The sequence below is a fragment of the Caulobacter sp. HMWF025 genome, from assembly GCF_003060965.1.
In the GTDB taxonomy this organism is placed as follows: domain Bacteria; phylum Pseudomonadota; class Alphaproteobacteria; order Caulobacterales; family Caulobacteraceae; genus Caulobacter.
Map to the genome: position 1 here is coordinate 13,201 of NZ_QAII01000064.1, position 22,450 is coordinate 35,650.

Below are 22,450 nucleotides of genomic sequence, written 5' to 3' on the forward strand. Positions count from 1 at the left end.
CACGCCGAGACGGCGGCCGCCATGGGCGTCTCGCGCTCAAGCGTCGAAAAATACATCATGACCAGCCTGAAACGCATTCTCGCCAAGGTGGGCCGATGAACGCCGCAGCCGATCTGAAGAAAGTTTGGAGGGACCCTGGCGTTTGTGGCGTCATTGGGGCGAGCAGCGAGGGTTTGCCCTCAGGGTCGATTGAGAACTGATGCGGAATGCGGACGACATGACGGCGGATGAAGCCCTGCGCGACGAAGCCGTCGCCTGGCTGGTTCGTGTCCAGTCGGACCTCGCTACAGCCGAGGACTGGGCGGCGCTGACCGCCTGGCTTGAGGCCTCCGAGGCGAACCTCCTCGCCTTTGAAGAGGCCGAGCGCCTGTCTGCAGAGCTGACATCCCGGGCCGGCGAGATCGCTTCGGGCCTCAAGGCCACAACGACACCCGTCATTCCACTGCGCCCCCGGGTGCGCCGGACCCTGCCGGCCTGGGCCGGCCTGGCCGCAGCCGCAGCCGTCGCCCTGGTCATCGGACCGGTGGCCTGGCGCAGCTATCAGGGCACGCCGACGGTCTATGTGACCCGCCCGGGCGAAACGCGTGACGTCGCCCTGGCCGATGGCAGCCATATTCGCATGGATGCCGCCTCGACCCTGACCGTGCAGTTGGGCTGGCGGGAACGCCGCGTGCAGATGGCCGAGGCCCAGGCCACCTTCGACGTCGCCAAGGACAAAAACCGGCCCTTCCTGATCTCGGTCGGCGATCAGCAGGTCCGGGTCGTCGGCACCGAGTTCAATATTCGCCACTTCGACGGGGCCACACGGGTCACCGTGCGGCGGGGCATCGTCGAGGTCCGCCAGCCGGCGCTCGGGACAGCGCCGGTGGCCCGGCTCGTCGCCGGCCAGAGCCTCAGCCACGTCAGGGGTGCGACACGTTCCGTTCAGACAACCGTCGATCCCGACCGGGCCTTTGCCTGGACCGAGGGGCGGATGGTCTGTGAGGACGAGACCCTGGGTGACATGGTCGCCTATCTGAACCGTCGCTATCCGGTGCCGATCCGGGTTGCCCCCGCCCTGGCCGGGCAGCGCTTCTCTGGCGTTCTCGAGCTCGGCGATCAGGATCTGGTGGCAAAACGTCTGGCCGGCTATTTCCGACTGACCGTGCATCGCACCGACGGTCAAATCGAACTACGGTAGGCCGGTTCAGCTGCCGGAGGGCGTTGCATTGCGATCGGACGCAGGACGGCGATGGGCGCTGGTCTTCAGCCTGGCCTGTGTGGCCGGCTGTGCCTCTACCGCTGCCGCCGCCCAGCCGCGCGTGACCTTCAACATCCCGGCCAAGCCCCTCAAGTCGGCGCTGATCGATTTTGCGGTCCAGGCCGGCGCGTCCATCAGCACCCAGGCCGCTGCGGGCTGCGCCCCGACCAGCCGCCCGCTGAGGGGACGCTACACGCTGCAGAACGGCCTAACCCGATTGCTGAAAGATACCGGATGCGGGTTCCGTCTGGTCGACTCCGGGGCGATCGAGATCATCCGGCTGCCGCCGAAGAAAGCCACACGGGTCGTCGTAGCCGAATCCCCCTCCCCCGCAGCGCTGGTCGATGAACTGGTCGTGGTCGCCAACCAGCGCCTGACGCCGGCCGACCGGCTGGCCTATGCGGTCAGCGGCATGGACGGCCAGAAGCTCTCGGCGCAGGGCCTGCGAGACGCCCGGGATCTGGCCCTGGCCGTGCCTTCCATGACCGTGACCAATCTCGGGCCCGGGCGGGACAAGATCCTGCTGCGCGGCCTGTCTGACGGCCCCCTGACCGGACGGACCCAGTCGATGGTGGGTCTCTATCTCGACGATACCCGGCTGACCTACAACGCCCCCAACCCGGATATGCTGCTGATCGACATGGCCCGGGTGGAGGTGCTGCAGGGCCCGCAGGGCGCGCTCTACGGGTCAGGCTCGCTCGGGGGTGTGTTGCACCTGGTCTCCCGGCAACCCAGGCCGGACCGTTTCGAAGCCTGGGCCGAAGGGCTGGTCGGCACGACCCGGGGCGGCGGTGCGAGTACGAGCGTCTCCGGCATGGTCAACATGCCGATCCTGGCCGACCGGGGAGCCATTCGTCTGGTGCTCTACCGTGAACAGCTGGGCGGTTATATCGACGACGCCGGGCTGAACCTGACCAACGTCAACCGGACCCGGCGCGCCGGCGGCCGCCTGAACCTCAAGCTCGACCTGCCGTCGGGCTGGTCCATGACGGCGGGCGGTACGGCCCAGTTCATCAATTCAGATGACAGCCAGTACAGCCTTGCGAGCGAAGCGCCCTACACGCGCCGCAACCGGCTGCGCGAGCCGCACGACAATGATTTCGCCGAAGCCCACCTGAATCTCAGGGGCAATATCGGCAGGGTTCAGGCGCGGTGGACGGTCTCTGCCGTCGATCACGACATTACCAGCCGCTACGATGCCAGCCTCGCACCCCCCGTCAGCCTTCTCCCCGGCCCTGCCGCCTATGATGACGACGACCGGACCCACAGCCTGGTGACCGAAGGCACCCTGGCCGCCGCGGACGATGACCGCATCCAGTGGCTGGCCGGAGCCTTTCTGGCCCGGACCCGACAGGACATCGACCTGCGGCTGACCCGGCTGGCAGATGCGCCGCTTGCAGCCCTGTCCGAGACGCGACACGATACGCTGGACGAGGCCGCGCTCTATGGCGAGGCGACCCTCCCGTTGGGCCGGGCCTTCAGCGCCACGGTCGGCGGCAGGCTTTTTACCTCGAAGACCCGGGTCGACAGCCGGACCTCGACTCCGACGGGGCCGGTGGCCGCCTTCAAAGGAGCGCTGGAGCGGTCCGGTTTCGCCCCCAAGCTCGTCCTGTCCTACGCGCCGTCCGATACGGCCCTGATCTATCTGCAGGCCGCCGAAGGCTATCGCAGCGGCGGCTTCAATACGACGGGGCCGCCCGGTCAGGTCTTCTCGACGGCAGGACAGAGCGGACCGGACCGCCTCTACGCCGGTGACGAACTGTGGAGCCTCGAAACCGGCGGAAAGACCGCACTGTTCGACGGTCGGCTTCGGCTTCGGGCTGCTGCGTTCATGGTCAGCTGGAAAGACATCCAGAGTGACGAACTGCTCACTTCGGGCCTGCCCTTTACCGCCAATATCGGTGATGGCCGCAATCTTGGACTGGAGCTTGAAGGCGGCTATCGCCTCGGCCGGCTGCAACTGGGGGCCAACATGCTCTGGAACGCTCCGGAGCTGGAGAAAGCCAATCCCGCTTTTCCGGCCCGCGGCGACCTCAACCTTGCCGGTGTCCCGCACCAGGCTGGCGGCCTGACGGCGCACTATGATCGGCCCCTGGGGCCCGATCTGAACCTCACCCTGGATGGCCGCTATGCCTATGTGGGCCACTCGCACCTGACCTTCGATGCCGCCACGGCCCCCCGAATGGGCGGCTACGCGACCGGGCGGCTGGCTCTGGGTCTGACCAGCCCCCGATGGACAACGACGCTGGCCGTCGACAATCCGACGAACGCGCGCAGCGACACCTTTGCCTATGGAAACCCGTTTTCGCTGCGGACTACGGCACAGGGTACGCCGCTTAGGCCTCGAACCCTGTCCTTGACCACCCGAGCGACTTATTAGGCCTTACCGGAACCGGTGGTGCTGCCGACGCGCTCAAGCTCTCGCGGTGCCGTTCGGCCGATACCGCAACACGATGCCAGCCGACCACAGATTTTGAAGAGGCGAGATCCATGCCCAGGTCCTATGTTCACGCGGAAGCCCACCTGGTGTCGCGGATCGGCTGGCTGCGCGCCGCCGTCCTCGGGGCCAATGACGGCCTGGTCTCGACCGCCAGCCTGATCGTCGGCGTCGCGGCTGCTGCTGCCAAGCCCAGTGAGATCCTGGTCGCCGGCGTGGCCGCCCTCGTCGCCGGAGCCATGTCGATGGCCGCCGGCGAATATGTCTCGGTCAGCTCGCAAGCGGATACAGAAAAGGCCGATCTGGCCCGTGAAACGGAAGAGCTGCGAACCGACATCGAAACCGAGCGGGCCGAGCTCGCCCAGATCTATGTGGCTCGGGGCCTTGAACCCGAGACCGCCAGGATCGTGGCCGAACAGTTGATGGCCAAGGATGCCCTTGATGCCCATGCCCGCGACGAACTCGGGATCTCGCTGACGGCACCGGCCCGACCGGTCCAGGCGGCCGTGGCGTCGGCCGCCAGCTTCACGGTCGGGGCCGTGCCACCGCTCCTGGTCGCCGCTCTTGTCCCGACAGGCGTGACCGTGCCCAGCGTGGTGCTGGTGTCGCTAGCCTGCCTGGCGTTGCTGGGCGTGGCCGGTGCCCGGGCCGGTGGCGCGGCACCGTGGCGGGCGGCCACCCGAGTGACTTTCTGGGGCGCTCTGGCCATGGCCGTGACAGCTGGTATCGGCCTCCTCGTGGGGACCACTGTCTAGCCGAAGACCCTCCGCCGGGGCGACGCCGGGAATGAGCCGGTCGACGAGGTCACCCAGGGTCTCGCAACGGGCCAGCTCCAGATCAGGAACCAGCCGGTCGCATCGCGCTTCCAGCGCGCCGACGAGGGCGATGAAATCATGCTCAGAAACCTCCAGGTCCATGAGCCGGCTGGCGCGATCGAGTTGCCAGGACGGCAGCGGGGTCAGGCTGGCCACGATGTCGATGAGAAGACGTTCGGACAGGGTCTGGGCAGAGTGGGCCATCTTGAGGTCCTCCTGCCCTGAAGACGACGCGCGCCCTCCCATGCCTCAAAGGCTTTTTGGCCTGGCCGATCAGCGGCGCGCCTGCACGATCCAGACGGCGGCCGGCATCATGACCCCCTCGGGCGTCTCGTAGCGCTGAAGCGCAGCCCGGACGGCTCCCTCGACGCGCGAGGCCAGCTCAGGGGCCACCCGCAGGGCTGCCGCAAGGGGACCGACCCTGAAGGCCAGCGCCACGGCCTCATCAACAGTCGCCCCGCCGATCAGGGCATCGTACGGTTCGACCGTGGTGTCCCGGAAACCGGCATTGGCCAGGATGCCCAGCACGCGATCGCGATCGGCAAAGGCAAACGGCCCGGGGGCCAGCGGATCCGACGGGGGCAACGGCGGCAGCAGGTCCTGGGCCGCATCCATCGGTGCCTTCATCCAGGGGTTTTCGACGAAGGGGCGCCAGCACACGAAGGCAAGGCGTCCCTCCGGCTTCAGGCTCCGGTGAAGATTGGCGAAGGCCGCGTCGGGATCGCTGAAGAACATCACGCCGAACCGCGAAAACACCGCATCAAAGGCCGCCTCACCCAGATCCTCGATCTGGGCATCACAGTTCAGAAAGCTGGGCGGCGGCGCCCCGTCCGGCAGCGGTCGGGCACGGGCAACCTCCAGCATCGGTTCGGAGATATCAACGCCGACGACCTGGCCTTCACGCCCGAGGCGCTCGGCCAGATCGACGGTGGTCTGGCCGCAGCCGCAGCCGACATCGAGAACCCGCTCGGCAGGCTGGGGGTCCAGCCGACGCAGGGCCTCGCTGCCCAGAGGGGCGATCTGGCGATCCAGCTGGGCCTGGAACTGCACCCAGGTCCGGCCGACGGCCGCGTTCCAGTACTCGATCTGGGCCGCATTGGCGGCAAGGTCGTGGGTCTCGGACATGTCCATTTTTCCTTGGAAGGCTTCGACAGCTAGTCGACCCGGGCAACACCCAGTTCGCACCAGCCCAGCGCCCTCGGGGCCTTGGGCAGGTAGCGCATTTCGGTCTCCTCGATCACAAAGCCCGAGGCTGCGATTGAGGCTCCGACCGGACGGGTCAGGTGGCAGCCGCCAGCCAGGGGTTTCCAGAGCGGCTCGAGGCGCTTTTGCCAGCGCGCGACACCGGCATCAGGAGCCAGACCGTGTTCGCAGAACAGGAAACGTCCGCCCGGCCTCAAAACGCGTCGCGCCTCGGCCAGAACCGCCGACGGCGTATGGACCGAACAGAGCGTGAAGGTGCAGACCACCGTGTCGAAGCTGGCGCTCTCAAAAGACATCTGCTCGGCTTCGCCGGCCAGGACCTCGACCTCAAGGCCTTCGGGCCGTGGTGCCGCCAGCGCGCGGTCGCGCAAGGCGGCCGAGGGATCCACCCCGATGACCCGGCTGACCCGGGCCGGGTCATAGAAGGCCAGGTTCAGCCCGCCGCCGATACCCAGTTCAAGGACGCGCCCTTCGGCTCGGGGTACGATCCTGGAGCGCTGCTTGGCGATTGCGCCGGCCCCGCAGGCACAGCCAATGACGCGCGGCAGGATGTGGCGGTCATAAAAGGATGTCATGGCCGCGCGCTCCCCGCTCGCAATCTGGATTATGCGCCGCAGTCGAGAGGACGGACCGGCAGGCGTCAAGCCCGCCTGGACACCGCCGGTGCCTTGAACCTGCGGCCATATCTTCTACCCTGATCCGATGAGCGCCGTATCCCTCACCTCGACTGCCGATGATGTCCAGGATCTGGCGGCCAGTGCCCAGGCGGCGGCTCGGCTACTGAAACTCCTCGCCAGTGAGCAGCGCCTGCTGATCCTCTGTCGCCTGATCGACGGCGAAGCCTCGGTCGGCGAGTTGTCGGCGCATGTGGGTCTGGGCCAGTCGGCGATGTCGCAGCACCTGGCCAAGATGCGGGCCGAAGGCCTTGTCGCCACTCGCCGCGAGGCCCAGACCATCTTCTACCGCCTCGCCGATCCGGCGGCCGTCCGGGTCCTGGAAACGCTCTGCGACGTCTTCAAGGGTAAGGCCGGGGCCTGAAAATCCGCGCCTGCCGTCAGACCGGCGGCGGTTGGGCATCGCTCTTCTCGCCAAGCACAACAACAAAGCTGCCAGCCAGGATCAACAGGCCACCGACCACGAGGGCGGCGGTCAGGTGATCGCCAAACAGCATCACACCGAGCACGGCCCCCATCATCGGCTCGATGTTGATGAACACCCCGGCACTGGCACTGCCGACCCGCGCGAGCCCGTATTGCCAGGCCGCCGTGGCAAACAGTGTCGACAGCCCGCCCTGGGCCACGATCGCCGCCCACGCTCCGGGGCTGAGGTCCAGCCTGGGCGCGCCATAGCGAACAAGCACGATCGGCAGGATGGCGAAGGCGGCGACAATGACCGTGACCGCCGGAACCGCCATGGGGTCTGCCGCTTTCGGGGCCCGCCGCATCAGGATGATCCAGGACAGGAACAACAGCAGGGCCAGCAGGGACAGGCCCACGCCCAGTGGCGAACCGGCTCCATCCGGCTTGCCCGCGATCAGCGCCGCGCCAAGGGTCGCCGCGGCCACACCGATCCACGAGGCGCGCCCCACCGGCTCGCCCAGAAGACGGGCTGAAATGGCGATCAGGGCGGGCATCGCGCCGACCAGCAGGGCCGCCAGGGTGACGCTGACATGGGCCAGGCCCTCGAACTGGACGAGAAAGGCGACGCCATAGAGCACTCCGCCACCCAGCAGCACCGGCGAGCGGAACAGGGCCAGCGACTCCTTGCGCAACACGAACGGTAGGGACACGCAGGCGGCGACCGCAAAGCGCAGCAGCACCATCTGGGCCGCATCGGTTTCCTGCAGCACCAGCTTGCCCAGCGGGAAGCCCAGTCCCCAGAGCACGCCGGCGGCCGCAAGGGCGAGAAAGGCAAGTCGGTTCATGGACGCTTCCTGAACCATTCGCCGAACGTGCGCCACCCCTGCCACCGGCTCTGCTGACACCTTACGGCTGTCGCCGCGATCAACGAGCCCTTGACTTCCGTAGCGAAAGAAAACGAACCTTGATCCTGTCGTCCCTGGAGGTCTTGCGTGACCAGTTACTCTGACCTGATCGCCGGCATTGCCCCGACCGAAACCGGCTATCTGGCCCATGTCACCGACAACTGGAAACAGGGGCGGACAACCTATGGCGGCCTTTCGGCGGCCCTCTGCGTCGAGGCGGCGCTGAAGACCCTGCCCGACGCCCCGCCCCTGCGCTCGGGCCAGTTCGCCTTCATCGGCCCGGCCGCCGGTGAGCTGGCCATCGAGGCCAGGGTCCTGCGCCAGGGCAAGTCGACCCTGTTTGTCGGCGTGGATCTGGTCGGCGAGCAGGGTCTGGCCACGCGGGCCATCCTGACTTTCGGTGCCAGCCGGGACTCGCTGATCGCCTATAGAGACCTCCCCTGTCCGGCCGTCGCGCCGGCCGCCGACTGCGAGTTCTTTTTCCCGCCCGGAGCCGGGCCGGGCTTTTCCGGTCAGTTTGAAGTGAAGATGGCCGGCGGGGCGCGTCCCCTGTCGGGACAGCCGCCAGAATACCTGCTGTGGATCCGGCACCGCGACCCGGCAGCCCGGTCGCTAGCCGCCCTGGTGGCCCTCGCCGACACGCCGCCGCCGCCGGCCATGACCCTGTTTCCCAAGTTCGGGCCGATCTCCACCATGACCTGGTCGATCGACATCGTCGGCCTGCCGGATCCGGCCGACGACGGCTGGTGCCTGCTGCGGAGCACTGCCGAGACCATCGGCGAGGGCTATTCGACCCAGGCCATGATGCTGTGGGACGCCGCCGGCCGTCCGCTGATCGCGGCGCGCCAGAACGTGGCGGTCTTCGTCTAGCTTTTCTGTCGCAAGCGTCCGGCGCGCGGCCTTCGCGGACAGGACTGGGCACGGACCAGGCACATCCGGGATTTGTGCCCGCAGACCCTTGGCCTGGGCGGATTTTTGCCCTCATCCTGCCCGCCGGCCGCGCGGGCTTTCAGAGTCGCGGCAATGCAGGGGATAATCATGACCAAGACGGCATTCCTGACCGGCGCTGCGGTGCTCGCCCTGCTGGCCGGCCCGGCCTCGGCCCAGAACGCGGTCAGCGCGACCCAGGGCTATCTCGAGGCGATCAAGGCCCGCAACGACACCCTGCATGCGGTCATTGCCGTCAGCCCGGCCGCACTCACCGACGCCAAGGCCCTTGATGCCGAACAGGCCGCCGGAAAGACGCGCTCGGCCATCCATGGCCTGCCGATTCTGCTGAAGGACAATATCGAGGCCGATATCGGTCTGCCGACCACCGCCGGCTCCCTGGCCCTGAAGGACAATGTCACCGGTCGCGACGCCCCGCTGGTCAAGGGTCTGCGCGACGCCGGGGCGGTGATCCTGGGCAAGGCCAACCTGTCGGAATGGGCCAATATCCGCTCGAACCACTCGATCAGCGGCTGGAGCGCCGTCGGCGGCACGGCCCGCAATCCCTACGTTCTGGACCGCAGCGCCTGCGGCTCGTCCAGCGGCTCGGGCGTGGCGGTCGCCGCAGGCCTGGCCTGGGCGGCGATCGGCACCGAGACCGACGGCTCGATCACCTGCCCGGCGGCGATCAACGGGCTGGTCGGGCTGAAGCCGACGGTGGGTCTCGTCTCGCGGACCCACATCGTCCCGATCAGCCACAGCCAGGACACGGCCGGACCGATGACCACGACGGTCAAGGACGCCGCTGACATTCTCACCGCCATCGCCGGTTCCGACCCTGCCGATCCGGCCACCAAGGCGGCGGACCAGCACCGGACCGACTACGGCAAGGACCTCAACCGCAATGCCCTGAAGGGCGTCACCCTGGCGGTGGCCCGCTTCTACACCGGCTATTCGCCCAAGACCGACGCCGTGTTCGAGCAGGCCCTGGTCGACCTGAAGGCCCAGGGGGCCACGCTGGTCGACGTGAAGTCGTTCGATGAGGGCCCGGTCGGCGAGGCCGAAGGGATCGTCCTCTATACCGAACTGAAGGTTGATCTGGCCGCCTACCTGGCCTCGACCGATCCGAAAAAGGTCCCGACCCGGACCCTGGCCGACGTCATCGCCTTCAACAAGGCCACGCCCAAAGAGTTCGAGTGGTTCGGCCAGGAGAGTTTCGAACGCGCCGAGAAGACCAAGGGCTATGATGATCCGGCCTACAAGAAGGCCCTGGCCGACTCCAAGCGGCTTGCTGGCCCCGAGGGTATCGACAAGATCCTCAAGACCACCGGCGCGGTGGCCATCATTGCCCCCACCACCGGCCCGGCCTGGACCATCGATCCGCTGAACGGCGACAACTATGGCGGATCCTCGACCACCTTGCCGGCCGTCGCCGGCTATCCGCACCTGACCGTACCGATGGGCGACGTCTCGGGCCTGCCGGTCGGCCTGTCGTTCATCGGCCCGGCCTGGAGCGAGAAGCTGCTCCTGAACCTGGGCTATGCCTACGAGCAGGCCACGATGAAGCGCAAGCCGCCCACGTTCAAAACGACCCTCGCCCCCTAGAGGCGACCTGGAGCGCGCCCCGGCGGGTTAATCGCAAGCCCTTAAGCCCAGCGCGCTCTAGGAGCTATGGTCGGCGACGATCCGCCAGCCGTCCTTTTCCAGCGCCATGACCAGACTGGTGTAGCCCTTGGCCGATTTCCCGTCGGGATAGGTCAGGGTCCACTGGCCGACATAGAGGGCATGCGTCGCATCCAGCAGGCGGAAGTCGACGGACTGGAAACTGAGCGCACCGCGCTTGGCCGGGTCGGCGAAATCGTACTTGGCCTTGTAGCGGGCGATCATCTCCGCCTTGCCGCGCACCAGACCTTCTTCCGTGACAAAGCTGGTTTCTGGAGCCTCTGAATAGGCGGCCATGAAGCGGTTCACATCGCCGGCGTTCCAGCCGCCGGCGCTGTCAGCCATCACGGCCTCAATGGCCCGCTGTTGCGGCGAGGGCTCGGCAGCCGTGGCAAACGCTGGTGCTGCGACGAGCGCCAGGATCAGCAGAAGGCGGTGCATCAGACCTTCGGCCTGATGACGTCGACCGGCGGCGGCGGTGGGATGACGCGATCAGCGGCCGGGGGATAGGGGGCCGGCGGCCCCGGCGGACGCGGCGTCGTGCAAGCCGAAAGGGCCAGGGTCGCCAAGGTCGCGATCAGGACGGCCCTCAGCATCCGACCAGACCGACTCCGGCGAAGTTGCGATTGCCGCCGACCCCGACACCGGCAAAGCGGTCACCGGCCGCGAGCCCGACGCCGGCCGCTCCGGGTGGCGTTGCCACGGCCAGACCCAGTCCACCGCTCGGCGTGAAAATGCCCAGTCCGGACTTGAAGCAACGATTGTCGCCGCGCGGATCCCAGACCTCGACCTGACCGTCGGCGCGGGTGAAGGCCCAGCGGTCGCCCCGCAGGTCCCGGCCGCTTACACTGAGCTGGCCCGGACGCTCCGAGGTGACCCCGTAGGACTCGCGATTGATGCCGTCAAAGGCACAGGACGACACCAGTCCCGGCTTGCTGAGGTCGCCATTGAGCGCAGCGACTGAACCGGTCTGGGTGTTGTAGGCCGAGACCTCGGTATCGCCCCGGCCGCCACCGACGAAGACCTGGGTTCCGGTCGCCCGGTCATAGGTCATGATGTCCGGCGCCGTGCCGGTCATAGCGGCCCCACAGGGCGCGCCGCGCGACGGAGGCGGACGTCGCTCGCCCTGGGCCTGGGCCTGCACCGGACCGGCCAGCAAGCTGGCGCAGGTCAGGAGCGTAGCAAACGAAGCTTTGGCAAGGCGGCTCATTGGGCCTTTCCTCCAGCTTGAGGTGCGCCCGACAGCGGAGCCGGCGCGGGGATGGTCGGGGTCGGCGGGGCCTCACGCGGGACGGGCCAGTAGGCGTCAAACTCCAGCCGGGCCCGGTCACGCGGCGTGCGGAACAGTTCGGGAGCCTCAAACCAGGGCTGGCAGGTCAGGGCTCCGTCGAAATGGCCCGTGACCAGGGCCTCGCAACCGCCCGGCCGGGCAAAGACCCGATTGTCGCGTGCGCGGATCTGGGCCCCTTTTTCAGCATAGAGCCCTGCCCGCATGACTCCGACGATCTTGTTGTCGGCCGCATAGAGAGTCCCGGAGTCGGCATAGAGCCCCACATCAACCGCCTCGAGCTGGCCGTCGAGCACACGAAGGTCGGAATCCTCAAGCGTCACCGCCCAGTCGCTGTCGCGCACCACAGGGCGCAACAGGGTCGTTTCATTGCCGCCGGAGATGTAGATGCCGCGCGAGAAGCCATCGACATAGAGGCCGTCAATCTGGACCAGTTGCTGGCGGTTCATGCCCGAGAGCACAAAGCCCGCCGAGTTGCGCGTGCGCCCCGACCCCGTCCAGTCGCCCAGACGAATGATGCGGATGTCCTTGAGCCGGCTGTCGCCCGAGGTTTCGAAGGCCGTACCGATCGCCGTTGCGGCGATCTCGACATCCGACGCCATGATCTGGCCGGTCGCACGGACCACGGCCTGACGGGTCCGGCCGATGAAGGTCGTCCCCGAAAGCTCCAGGCGGCTGTCGCCGATCTCGAGCGCCGAGCCCTCGCCGTCATAGCGAACACTGACGTCCTTGAGGGCCAGTTCGGTCGCGCGGCCGACGATACAGGAAGCCTGACCGGCGCGCAGGGCCTCGATGGCGAGGCCGTCGAGCACGACATAGGGCACGCCAGGCGCAATGCGGATGCAGGGCTGTCCGGCCGGCGCGACCAGGATCGGCCGGTTCAGGGCCGGCTTGAAGCCGCGGGTGACGATCGTCACTGACTGGTTGATGGTCAGGCTCTCGACACAGGCTCCGCCCCGCGATGAGGTCAGGGTCAGGACGTCGCCGTCATAGAGCCGGGCCAGGGCGTCGCTGATCTGGCCGGGATAGGCGTAGCTGCAGTCGATCTCGCGAATGGGCGGACGCACCGGCACCTCGCAGCGGCCATGCACGCGATAGGTCCCGCGTGGGCAGGGCCGCACCTTCGGCTTGGGCCGGTAGCCGGTCTTGCAGTTGCGAGCCAGGGCGGGCTCGATCAGCAGGCCGAAACAGGGCCGGATCTGCTGGTCAACCTTTGCATCCGGCGAGGCCAGGGCCACCCCGGGCGCAGCCATCGCGGCGAGGACCAAAGCGGCCACGAGGGCCAGGAGGCGGCTCAGGCGGCTCATCGATAGTCCCTTTCGATGTAGGGGCGACCGGCGCGTTCCGCAGCGGGGCGCGGCGGCCGCGAAACCTGGGCCAGCAATTGCTGCAGGCGCCAGACTGATGGCTTGAACCCGGCGAGGGCACCGTCGAGCTGGTAGACTACCGCGCGGGCCCGGTCCTGGTCGGCGACACCCTGCAGACCCAGCGAGAAGAAGGTCGACATCGCATACTTGGCCTCGGCCGATCCCTGCCGCTCGGCCTCCTCGAACCAGTGGTAGGCCCGGGCATAGTCGCGCGGGACGCCCACGCCTTCGGAGTACATGACAGCCAGGACGAGCTGAGCCTTGGACGAGCCGTTGACCGCCGCATACTGGATGGCCCGGACCTTCTCGACCGGTGTCAGCCGACCGGTCGACGGACGACCGATGGACGCCTGGAAGGTCTGGGCGGCGCTGGAGGGCAGCAGCTTCTCATCGAGGATGGGTGCGGGGATGATCCGCAAATAGGATAGCGCCTCGCCGATATGCACAAAGGGCAGCTCGTTCAGCCGGGCCTGGGCAGTCTCGCGGGCCTCGCCGGACTGGTCGGCCTCATCGGAGTGCGGGACCCCCGATTCCGGCGATTCCGGCGGGTAGAATTCGTAGGGCGGGATCCAGCGCTTGGCCTTGGTCTCGACAAAGCCGCCGTAGGAGGCCCGCTGGGGTGACGAGCGCTCGAAGTCCTTGAGCATCACATAGGCCGAGACGTCGCCCGTCTGAACGGCCAGGTAGTTGTAGAGATAGGCGTCCACATCGTTGCGGCGGAACAGGTCCAGCGCCGCCGGCGCGCCGGGCTGGTTCGAGGTGCCGAAGGCCTCGACGGCCTGGAGATTGTCCGAAGGCTCGCCATAGGGGCCGAAGAAGCCGTCATGGATCCGGGCCAGAACCCGATAGCCGTCCGCCCCCTGGGTCGAGAGGATGTAAATGACCCGGTTGCGGACCTTTTCGCGTTCCTCGGTCGACATGCGGGCCAGCAGCCGGTCAAGCGCGGCATAGGCGCTGCGGCGCTCAAAGGCGCGGCAGTCGTCGAATCGGGAAACGGCCTTGCCCTCGCCCTTGCCGCGCCGCTCATAGGCGGCGATGGGCGCATAGCCCCCGGCATTGGACAGGGACATGGCGTACCAGACCGCCGACTCGACCGGGTCCTCGAGGTTCTTGTCGACGGCGCGCTGGCCCTCGTAGCGACGGGCCAGTTCAAGCTGGGCGAAGAAATCGCCGCGGAAAGCGCCCTGGCGAAGCGCCCGGATTTCCTGCTGCTGCTGATTGAACTGGCCAGAAACGCCTTGAGCCGCCTGGGGTCTGGGGCAGGCGCTGGCGCGCTTGTGGAACCAGAGGTTCGGGCCGGTATCGCACCCGACGAGGGGAATCACGACGGCCGCGACGAGCGCGCCGACCGGGACACGGCGAAGCAGGACGCTCCTTTGCGCGAGGGCTCGGGAAACGATGCCCCGAAGCGCCGCATAACGCGAAGCTGCGTCGCTGGCCTCGTGCATGACTCCCCCTCCAGGACGCCGTTAACCAAGATTACCCAAGCACTCATGTGCCCCGGGTTACGGCCTGTCAAGGATGAGAAACATTGTTCATCGACCTGCAGCTTTTCACCTGTGAGGCAAAGGCCGAGGCCGGGAAAAACAGGCTCGCAGGACGCGGATTTGCGCGTCCTGCGAGCAGCCCGGGACAAAATGCCCGGTGGTCGGCGCGACTCAGTGAGTCGCCGAAGGCTTAGCGTCCGGTCGGCATGTCCTTGAAGGCGACGTCCTTGTCGACGCGCACATCACCGGGCAGGCCGAGCACCCTTTCGGCGATGATGTTCTTCAGGATCTCGTCGGTTCCGCCGGCAATCCGCAGGCCGGGGGCCCACATCAGGCTCTGCTGGAACGCAGCCTCGGCCGGGGCCTGGTCCGGATCGACCAGAATGCCGTACTGGTCTTCCATCTCGACGGCGGTATTGGCCAGCTCCTGCATCTGGTTGGCGGCAATGATCTTGCCGATCGAGCTTTCCGGACCGGGCGTCTGGCCGCGCGACAGGGCGGTCATGGTGCGGAAGCGGGTGAACTTCAGCCCCTCGGACTGGACGTACCAGTCGGCCAGCTTCTCGCGGAAGGCATTGTCCTTGATCGCCGGTCCGGTGGAACCGGTCAGCTCGCGGGCCAGGCTCATGATCTCGCGATAGTTGGGGCCGGACGAGCCGCCGACCGCAAGACGCTCGTTCATCAGGGTGACCAGGGCCACCTTCCAGCCGTCGCCGACCTCGCCCAGACGCTGGCTGTCCTTGACGCGCAGGTCGGTGAAATAGACCTCGTTGAACTCGCGACCGCCCGACATCTGGTGGATCGGCCGGCATTCGACGGCGGCGTCCTTCATGTCGATCCAGAACATGGTCAGGCCCTTGTGCTTGGGCACATCGGGGTCAGTCCGGGTCAGCAGGATGCCGTAGTCGCAATAGTGGGCCCCCGTGGTCCAGACCTTCTGGCCGTTGATCACCCACTCATCCCCGTCCTTGACGGCGCGGGTGCGCAGGGCGGCCACGTCAGAGCCACCGGCCGGTTCGGAGAACAGCTGGCACCAGATCTCCTCGCCCTTCACGGCGGGGCTGACGAAGCGCTGCTTGGTCTCGGTATTGGAGAAGGCCATCACGGTCGGCACGCACATGCCGAGGCCGATGGTGAAATAGCCATAGCCGAGGCCGGCCTTGCCCTCTTCCTGACCGAAGATCACCGACTGGATTGGCGTGCCGCCACCCCCGCCGATTGCGGCTGGCCAGGTGATGCAGGCATAGCCCGCAGCGGCCTTGGTCGCCTGCCAGGCCTTCGCGGCGGCCATGTGCTCGGGCGTGTTGGGCTTGAGTTCGCCGAACTGGGCCCGGTGGGCGGCAGCGTTCTCGGCCAGCCAGGCGCGAGCCTTCTCGCGATAGGCGGCTTCTTCGGGTGAATCGTTGAAATCCATGTTCGTCTCTCCCTTAAGCCGCGTTCTTCTGTTCAAGCTGGCTGACCAGCCGTTCCTTCCAGACCCGCGGCGCACCGGCCACGAGGCTGAGCTGGCGCGAGCGCCGGTAGTAGAGGTGGCAGTCGACGTCCCAGGTGAAGCCCATGCCGCCGTGGACCTGGATGCTTTCCTTGCTGGCGAACCAGAAGGCGTCAGAGGCGGCGATGCGGGCGGCCGAGGCCGCGATCGGCAGCTCCGGCGCGTCGACGTTCAGGGCCCAAGCCCCGTAATAGGCGTTCGAGCGGGCGACCTCGTTCTTGACGTACATGTCGGCCAGCTTGTGCTTGATCGCCTGGTAGCCGGCGATCACACGGCCGAAGGCATAGCGGCCCAAAGCGTAGTCCTTGGCCATTTCCAGGCACTTGTCGGCTCCGCCCAGTTGCTCGAAGGCCAGCAGGACGGCGGCGCGATCGAGAATGGCCTGCACGGTTTCCAGCCCCTGACCGGCTTCACCGACCCGCTCGGCGGCGACGCCGTCAAAGGTCAGCTTCGCGACGCTGCGGGTGGGGTCGAGGCTCTTGAGGGTTTCGCGCGACACGCCGTCGGCCTTGAGGTCGACCAGGAACAGGGCGGGCTTGCCGCCTTCGCTAGCCAGAACCAGGGCCATGTCGGCCACGTCGCCGTCGGTCACCGGGATCTTCACGCCGGTCAGCTTGCCGTTCTCGACCCGGGTCGTCAGGCTGGAGGCGGTGATCACGCCGGGGCCTTCCGAGGTCGCCAGGCAACCGATCAGCTCACCGGCGGCGATACGCGGCAGGACGGCGGACTTCTGGGCCTCGCTGCCGAAGGCCATGATGCCCTCGGCCAGAACATAGACGGTCGAGGCGAACGGGATCGGGGCCACGGCCCGGCCCAGTTCCTCGGCGATGGCGCAAAGCTCGACCCGGCCCAGACCCAGGCCGTTATAGGCTTCTGGGATGCACGCCCCCAGCCAGCCCTGCTCGGCGACAGCGGCCCACAGGTCCTTGTCGAAGGCCCGGTCGGCATGGTCGAGCACGCCCCGCACGACGGCAGGGCCGCAGCGTCCGTCGAGGAACTTGCGCGCCTCGTCCTTCAGGAACTTCTGGTCGTCGGAAAAATCGAAATCCACTGGGTGGCCTCCCTGGACCGCGCTCTGTCTGGCGCGCCTTGAAGTCCACCCTGAACGACCTTGAGCCGCAGGGAAAGATTGACCCGGCGTCAAGAATTTCAGGTTCTTATGGGGACCAATCGTTCGTGTCGCATTGGGAAGCCATGGCCAAGACCGTCTATCAGCGGAACCAGAAGGTCTGGGTCGACAGCGTCGGTGCCTGGGCGACGATCGAGCGCATCGTGCCGGTCTGGGCCAAGGGCTTCGACGAGCCGGTGCGGGTGACCTATGACGTCGGCCTCGGTCGCGAGTTCCAGGCCCACGAGTTGCGCCCCGAGGACAAGGTCGATCCGTCGGTGGACGGGGTGGCCAGCCACTGGCGTATCCTGCGGGCTCGCAACAAGTGGCAGCAGGAGAGCGACTGCCAGCATCACCCCTTCCCCGGCACCTATCCGGTCGTGGTGACCGACCCCAATGACTGGGGCGGCTGGCGGACGCCGGGGGCTGAATATGACCGGGATCCGCGCAAGATTGAGTATCAGGCCCGGCTGATCGCCTGCGCCCCCCGGCTGCATGACCTGGCCCGACAGCTGCTGGAGCTGGTCGCCGACCATCCGGAGGACGCGCCGCCGGCCCTGACCGTTCTGGCGCGCCAGGCCTCGGCCATCGAGCGCTTCCTGCACGAGATGCCGGCCGCCGCAGCGGCCGCGACCTCGCCCGGGGTCGGCGACTAGGCTTCCTCTGACGCGGGCTGAGGCGGCCAGCTACGGCCCGAACCGGGCCGCCGCATCCGGCCGTGGGTGGTGAAGGTGACCTCCGGTCGTACGAGCCCAAGGTCGATCTCGCCGCCGCCGGACTGCAGGCGCAGACAACGCCGGCCGATCCAGATCAGGACTTCCATGCCCTGGGCCGCGCCCTCGGTCGCCCAGGCCCGCAGCACCGCCTCGAACGGGGCCTTGCGCCAGGCCGAGGGTTGCGAGGGATCCAGCTCGACATTCAGAACCCGGCCGCCCTCGCCGGCATGCAGGACAAAGCCGCACAGATCGGGCCGCCAGCGGTCATCAAGACGGGTGTCGAGCAGCCAGTCGCAGGCAAAGTCCCCGCAGCCCTGCGGCCGGTCGGCATAGACCTCGCAGCCCTTGCCCCGCCGGTAGTAGCGGCACCAGACGTGGGGAGCCTTTTCCAGCTCCCGCACGCCGATCAGCTTGCAGCACTGGCCGCACGCTCCGCATTCCCGATCGGCCATGCCTGTCCCCGCTCGCCACGCAACCCCGGTGAGGGTTTAGGCGACGGGCGGAGACTTGCAAGACGGCGGTACGCCCGCAGCGCCTAGAAGCGGTAGCCGAGGCCGACCGAGGCAACCAGCGGGTCAAGCTTGACCTTGGACTTCAGGGCCCCGCCATTGATGCTGGCGTCGGTGTCGAACCACACCTTCTTGACGTCGACATTCAGGTTGTAGCGGGCGGTCAGCGGCACGTCGGCCCCGACCTGCAGCGCATAGCCGAAGCCGTCATCCAGCTTCACCTTGAAGCCGTTCTTGTCCTTGCTGCCATAGAAAAGCATGTAGTTCAGGCCCGCGCCGACATAGGGGCTGAACTTGGCGTCCGGGAACGGGTGATACTGCAGCGACACGACGGGCGGCAGCACCCAGGTCTTGTGGACCTCGACATTGGTGGCCCCGCCGACGGCCTTGACAGTGTGCTGGGTGGTGCCGGCGATCACCTCGACGGCCAGCTTGTCCGACAGGAAATAGCTGAGGCCGATGGTGGGCTTGTAGTCGTCCTTGACCTCGGCGCGCAGGCCGGTGGCGGCCCCGGCGGCGGTCAGGATCGGATCGCCCGCGTCGGGCAGGACGCCGGTGACACGCACGTTCAGGACGATGTCGCCCTTGGCCTTCGGGGCCGGAGCGGTCTGGTCCTCGGCATGGGCGGCGGTCACGGTGGCGAGGCCGGCGAGCAGCGCCAGGGCCAGGGCCAGGGTCTTGGAAGTGGTCATGGATCTATCCCCTTTTTTGACATCAGGGCGCCGCGGGCGGCGTCTGGGCGGGGGTTTGCGCCTGCCATCAGGGAGCGTGTTTGATCCGGAACAAATCCCGGATTCTTTTTGCGGGAATTTATCGCGGTCGGGTTGGGAGACCTGACCAGCGATGCATCCAGGACACAGGTTTTCGACCCTACGCGGCAGTTTCCGCTGAAGGGGTTGCGAAGGCGCGAAGCGGCCGGGTGGGGGCCTGCGGCGCTTGCCGGCTAACTCCCCCCCACCTCACCACGTGACGAACCGCCCTCGCAGCCTTACATCAAGGGGATGCGCACAGAGACACCCCAACCAGTCCGCCTGGTCGACTATCGGCCGTTTCCCTTCGCCATCGAGACCACGCAGCTGGTCTTCGACCTGCAGCCCAACGCCACCCGCGTCACGGCCACACTGAGCCTGCGCCGCACCGGCGCGGCGGGCGAGGCCCTGGTGCTGAACGGCGAGCTGCTGAAGCTGGTCTCGGCGCGCCTGGACGGCAAAGCGCTCGGCACCGGCGACTACAGTCTGGACGCCGAGTACCTGACGATCCCCAACGTGCCTGACGCCTTTGTGCTGGAGACGGAGGTCGAGATCGACCCCGCCGCCAACAAGGCGCTGATGGGGCTCTACATGTCGGGCGGGCGGTTCTGCACCCAGTGTGAGGCCGAGGGCTTCCGGACCATTACTTTCTTCCCCGACCGGCCCGACGTGCTCTCCCGCTACACGGTGCGGATCGAGGCCGACGCCGGGTTCCGCCACCTGCTGAGCAACGGCAATCTTCTCGAAAGTAGTGAACTTGAGGGCGGCCGTCACTACGCCGTCTGGAATGACCCCTTCCCCAAGCCGGCCTATCTGTTCGCCCTCGTGGCGGGCGAACTGGACGTCCTGGAGGACAGCTTCGTCACCATGAGCGGCCGCACCGTGGCCCTGAAGGTGTTTGTCGATCCCGGCCAGGCCCCGCGCGGAGCCTATGCGATGGACGCCCTCAAGCGCTCGATGAAGTGGGATGAGGACGCCTTCGGCCGCGAATACGACCTCGACCTGTTCATGATCGTGGCCGTGCGCGACTTCAATTTCGGGGCGATGGAGAACAAGGGGCTGAACATCTTCAACAGCTCCCTGCTGCTGGCCGATCCCGAGACCGCCACCGACATGGACTATGAGCGCATCGAGGCGGTCGTGGCCCACGAGTATTTCCACAACTGGACCGGCAACCGCATCACCTGCCGCGACTGGTTCCAGCTGTGCCTGAAGGAGGGCTTCACGGTTTTCCGCGACCAGAGCTTCTCGGCCGACCAGCGCGGCGCGGCGGTGCAGCGGATCAAGGACGTGCGGGCGCTGCGCGCCCGGCAGTTTGCCGAGGACGGCGGCCCCCTCGCCCACCCGGTGCGGCCGTCCAGCTATATGAAGATCGACAACTTCTACACCGCGACCATCTACGAGAAGGGTGCGGAGATCATCCGCATGCTGAAGACCCTGATAGGTGACGGGGCCTTCCGGGCCGGCAGCGACCTCTATTTCGCGCGCCATGACGGCCAGGCGACCACCGTCGAGGCCTTTATCGCCTGTTTCGCCCAGGCCTCGGGTCGCGACCTGACCGACTTCTTCGCCTGGTACGAACAGGCCGGCACGCCCGCCGTGGCCCTGACCAGCGCCCATGACGCGGCGACCGGCGTGCTGGAGATCACCCTGACCCAGATCACCGCCCCCACGCCCGGCCAGCCGACCAAGCAGGCCCTGCCGATCCCGGTGACCATCGGCCTGCTGGATGCCGACGGAGCGTCGATCCGCGACAGCGAGGTCGTGGTGCTGGACGGGCCGAGCAAGACCGTGCGCTGGGAGGGCGTCGCCTCGGCGCCGGTGATCTCGGCCCTGCGCGGCTTCTCGGCTCCGGTGACCCTGACCACCGATGCCCGGCCGGCCGACGGCTATGTGCTGTTCGCGGCCGATCCGGATCTCTTCAACCGCTGGGAGGCCGGCCAGACCCTGGCCCGCGACCTGATCCTGGGCCGAGCGGCCGGCGCGCCTGACGAGGTCGGCGAGGAGCGCTTTGCCGAGGCGCTGGGTCAGGCCCTGCAGGACGCAGGCTCGGAGCCCGCCTTCAAGGCCCTGCTGCTGGCCCTGCCCAACGAGCCGGACCTAGCCCAGGCCGTGACCCCGGCCGATCCGGCCGCCCTGCACGCGGCCCGCAACAGCCTGCGCAACCGCATCGCCGTGCATCTGGGCGACCTGCTGCGCCGTCTGCACGGCGAGATGCAGGGCACCGGCGGCTTCTCGGCGGACGCGGCCGACGCGGGCCGGCGAGCCCTGCGCAATGCCTGCGCCGACCTGCTGTCGTCCGATCCCCACGCGGTCAATGTCGCTCGGATCGTCGGTCACTTCGAGGCCGCCGCCAACATGACCGATGCCATGGGGGCCCTGAACGCCCTCGTGCAGATCGGCGGCGCGCCGCGCGATGCGGCCCTGGCGGCATTCCACGCCAGGTGGCGGCATGAGCCGCTGGTGCTGGACAAGTGGTTTGCCGTCCAGGCCCGCGACCCGTCGACCGATGCCCTTTACCGGGTGATCGCCCTGACCACGCATGAGGATTTCGACGCCACCAATCCCAACCGCTTCCGGGCCCTGGTCTCGACCTTCGCCAACTTCAATCCGGCGAGGTTCCACGATCCCAGCGGCGCGGGCTACCGTTTCCTGGCCGAAAAAATCCTGGCCGTGGATGCCTACAACCCGATGACGGCCGCACGACTGGTCGAGACCCTTGGCGGCTGGCGGCGCTATCCGGAACCGCTGGCCGGACCCATGAAACAGGCCCTGGCCAGCGTGAAAGCCCATCCGGGCGTGTCGAAGAACGTGCTCGAACTGGCGACCAAGGCCCTCGACTAGGGCCGCCGGCGATAGGCGATTGCGACCAAAGGGCTCATCCGTTCCAGAAATGATGGATGAGCCGTGACGCGGCGGTCAGCGGTGCGGTAGTTTCGAGGTTCGGGCAACTGACTCGCCCGACAACCATCTGGAGCCGCGCATTTTGCCTAAGGGGGCTGCGAGACCCGGAAGGCCGGTCGACACCGGACTTTCGGCAGGAGGCGTCGTTCGGTCACAGACCGTACGAACCCCTTCGCAGGCCTATGTGCGGGTGGCGATCCTGGCGGCGCTGCTGCTGCTGTCGGTCTATACGGCGTTCGGCGTCCAGCGCCTGCAGCGGGAACGCCAGACCCCGCAGGGCAGCGCGCCGCTTCATGCCGAGGCCGAACTGGTCGCCCGCCGGGTCGAGACCAATCTGGCCGCCCAGCGGGCCGGTCTTTCGGCCGCAGCCGACACCCTGCAACGCGATCCCGCCGCCATCATGGATGCGGCGGAGATGGCCCTGCGCGCCAGTGGCGGCGAGGCCATGGCCGTTGCCGTGGCCAGCCCGTCCGGCGTTCAGGCCATTGCCGGGCGCGATGACGCAGCCGACTGGAAAGCCGCCGCCCGCGCTGCCGCCGCGTCGGGGCGCTCGACCTGGGTC

At 67.7% G+C, this 22,450-nt stretch carries 18 protein-coding genes and 2 pseudogenes; 9 read left to right on the forward strand and 11 right to left on the reverse strand.

Features of this window, described 5'->3' with window-relative positions; all coding sequences use genetic code 11:
* Positions 1-199 precede the first annotated feature (199 nt).
* The 3 genes from DBR10_RS07925 (at position 200) to DBR10_RS07935 (ending at position 4,432) form a co-directional block, all read left to right on the forward strand.
* Positions 200-1,180 (forward strand): FecR family protein, encoded by a 981-nt coding sequence (locus tag DBR10_RS07925; RefSeq protein WP_108505592.1) that lies wholly within the window; start codon positions 200-202, stop codon positions 1,178-1,180.
* A 28-nt stretch (positions 1,181-1,208) separates the two neighbouring features.
* Positions 1,209-3,620 (forward strand): TonB-dependent receptor, encoded by a 2,412-nt coding sequence (locus tag DBR10_RS07930; RefSeq protein ID WP_108505591.1) that lies wholly within the window; start codon positions 1,209-1,211, stop codon positions 3,618-3,620.
* 110 nt (positions 3,621-3,730) lie between these two features.
* Positions 3,731-4,432: a VIT1/CCC1 transporter family protein gene (locus DBR10_RS07935; RefSeq protein WP_108505590.1), complete on the forward strand. Its 702-nt coding sequence runs from the start codon at positions 3,731-3,733 to the stop codon at positions 4,430-4,432.
* Positions 4,433-4,765: 333 nt separating this feature from the next.
* Here the strand turns inward: DBR10_RS07935 and DBR10_RS07940 are convergent, their stop codons facing one another.
* Entirely contained in the window at positions 4,766-5,617 is an 852-nt protein-coding gene (locus tag DBR10_RS07940) for a class I SAM-dependent methyltransferase (protein ID WP_158272229.1), read from the reverse strand.
* 29 nt (positions 5,618-5,646) lie between these two features.
* Complete coding sequence (locus tag DBR10_RS07945; RefSeq protein WP_108505589.1) at positions 5,647-6,270, reverse strand: class I SAM-dependent methyltransferase; 624 nt, start codon at positions 6,268-6,270, stop codon at positions 5,647-5,649.
* 127 nt (positions 6,271-6,397) lie between these two features.
* On the opposite strand from DBR10_RS07945, the gene DBR10_RS07950 reads away from it, so the two are divergent.
* The gene (locus tag DBR10_RS07950) at positions 6,398-6,733 is read left to right on the forward strand and encodes an ArsR/SmtB family transcription factor (protein WP_108505588.1); all 336 of its coding nucleotides are present in this window, start codon (positions 6,398-6,400) and stop codon (positions 6,731-6,733) included.
* Positions 6,734-6,749: 16 nt separating this feature from the next.
* On the opposite strand, the gene DBR10_RS07955 is transcribed toward DBR10_RS07950, so the two are convergent.
* Positions 6,750-7,619, reverse strand: coding sequence for a DMT family transporter (locus DBR10_RS07955; protein ID WP_108505587.1), 870 nt, complete (start codon positions 7,617-7,619; stop codon positions 6,750-6,752).
* 147 nt (positions 7,620-7,766) lie between these two features.
* Between DBR10_RS07955 and DBR10_RS07960 the strand changes: the two genes are divergently transcribed.
* Both DBR10_RS07960 and DBR10_RS07965 read left to right on the forward strand, forming a co-directional pair.
* Positions 7,767-8,549, forward strand: coding sequence for a thioesterase family protein (locus DBR10_RS07960; RefSeq protein WP_108556248.1), 783 nt, complete (start codon positions 7,767-7,769; stop codon positions 8,547-8,549).
* 74 nt (positions 8,550-8,623) lie between these two features.
* Positions 8,624-10,211, forward strand: a pseudogene (locus tag DBR10_RS07965) (amidase).
* A gap of 57 nt (positions 10,212-10,268) precedes the next feature.
* On the opposite strand, the gene DBR10_RS07970 reads toward DBR10_RS07965, so the two are convergent.
* The 6 genes from DBR10_RS07970 to DBR10_RS07995 all read right to left on the reverse strand — a co-directional run bounded on the left by DBR10_RS07970 (position 10,269) and on the right by DBR10_RS07995 (position 16,953).
* Positions 10,269-10,709: a YybH family protein gene (locus DBR10_RS07970; RefSeq protein ID WP_108505585.1), complete on the reverse strand. Its 441-nt coding sequence runs from the start codon at positions 10,707-10,709 to the stop codon at positions 10,269-10,271.
* Between the two features lie 148 nt (positions 10,710-10,857).
* Positions 10,858-11,478, reverse strand: a complete 621-nt coding sequence (locus tag DBR10_RS07975) for a hypothetical protein (RefSeq protein WP_108505584.1) — start codon at positions 11,476-11,478, stop codon at positions 10,858-10,860.
* Complete coding sequence (locus tag DBR10_RS07980) at positions 11,475-12,863, reverse strand: hypothetical protein (protein ID WP_108505583.1); 1,389 nt, start codon at positions 12,861-12,863, stop codon at positions 11,475-11,477. The genes DBR10_RS07975 and DBR10_RS07980 overlap by 4 nt, the downstream gene beginning before the upstream one ends.
* Positions 12,860-14,371, reverse strand: coding sequence for a tetratricopeptide repeat protein (locus tag DBR10_RS07985; RefSeq protein ID WP_108505582.1), 1,512 nt, complete (start codon positions 14,369-14,371; stop codon positions 12,860-12,862). The genes DBR10_RS07980 and DBR10_RS07985 overlap by 4 nt, the downstream gene beginning before the upstream one ends.
* 229 nt (positions 14,372-14,600) lie before the next feature.
* Positions 14,601-15,824: an acyl-CoA dehydrogenase family protein gene (locus DBR10_RS07990; RefSeq protein ID WP_108490240.1), complete on the reverse strand. Its 1,224-nt coding sequence runs from the start codon at positions 15,822-15,824 to the stop codon at positions 14,601-14,603.
* 13 nt (positions 15,825-15,837) lie between these two features.
* Entirely contained in the window at positions 15,838-16,953 is a 1,116-nt protein-coding gene (locus tag DBR10_RS07995; protein ID WP_108505581.1) for an acyl-CoA dehydrogenase family protein, read from the reverse strand.
* Positions 16,954-17,096: 143 nt separating this feature from the next.
* Between DBR10_RS07995 and DBR10_RS08000 the strand changes: the two genes are divergently transcribed.
* Positions 17,097-17,666: a hypothetical protein gene (locus tag DBR10_RS08000; protein WP_108505580.1), complete on the forward strand. Its 570-nt coding sequence runs from the start codon at positions 17,097-17,099 to the stop codon at positions 17,664-17,666.
* On the opposite strand, the gene DBR10_RS08005 is transcribed toward DBR10_RS08000, so the two are convergent.
* Both DBR10_RS08005 and DBR10_RS08010 read right to left on the reverse strand, forming a co-directional pair.
* Positions 17,663-18,178, reverse strand: coding sequence for a zinc/iron-chelating domain-containing protein (locus DBR10_RS08005; protein ID WP_108505579.1), 516 nt, complete (start codon positions 18,176-18,178; stop codon positions 17,663-17,665). The genes DBR10_RS08000 and DBR10_RS08005 overlap by 4 nt on opposite strands.
* Before the next feature lie 83 nt (positions 18,179-18,261).
* Complete coding sequence (locus tag DBR10_RS08010; protein WP_108490071.1) at positions 18,262-18,927, reverse strand: OmpW/AlkL family protein; 666 nt, start codon at positions 18,925-18,927, stop codon at positions 18,262-18,264.
* Between the two features lie 309 nt (positions 18,928-19,236).
* Here DBR10_RS08010 and pepN point away from each other — a divergent pair, with 309 nt between their 5' ends.
* Entirely contained in the window at positions 19,237-21,828 is a 2,592-nt protein-coding gene (gene pepN, locus DBR10_RS08015) for an aminopeptidase N (protein WP_108505578.1), read from the forward strand.
* Positions 21,829-22,072: 244 nt separating this feature from the next.
* Positions 22,073-22,450, forward strand: a pseudogene (locus DBR10_RS19820) (ATPase); the annotation flags it as partial.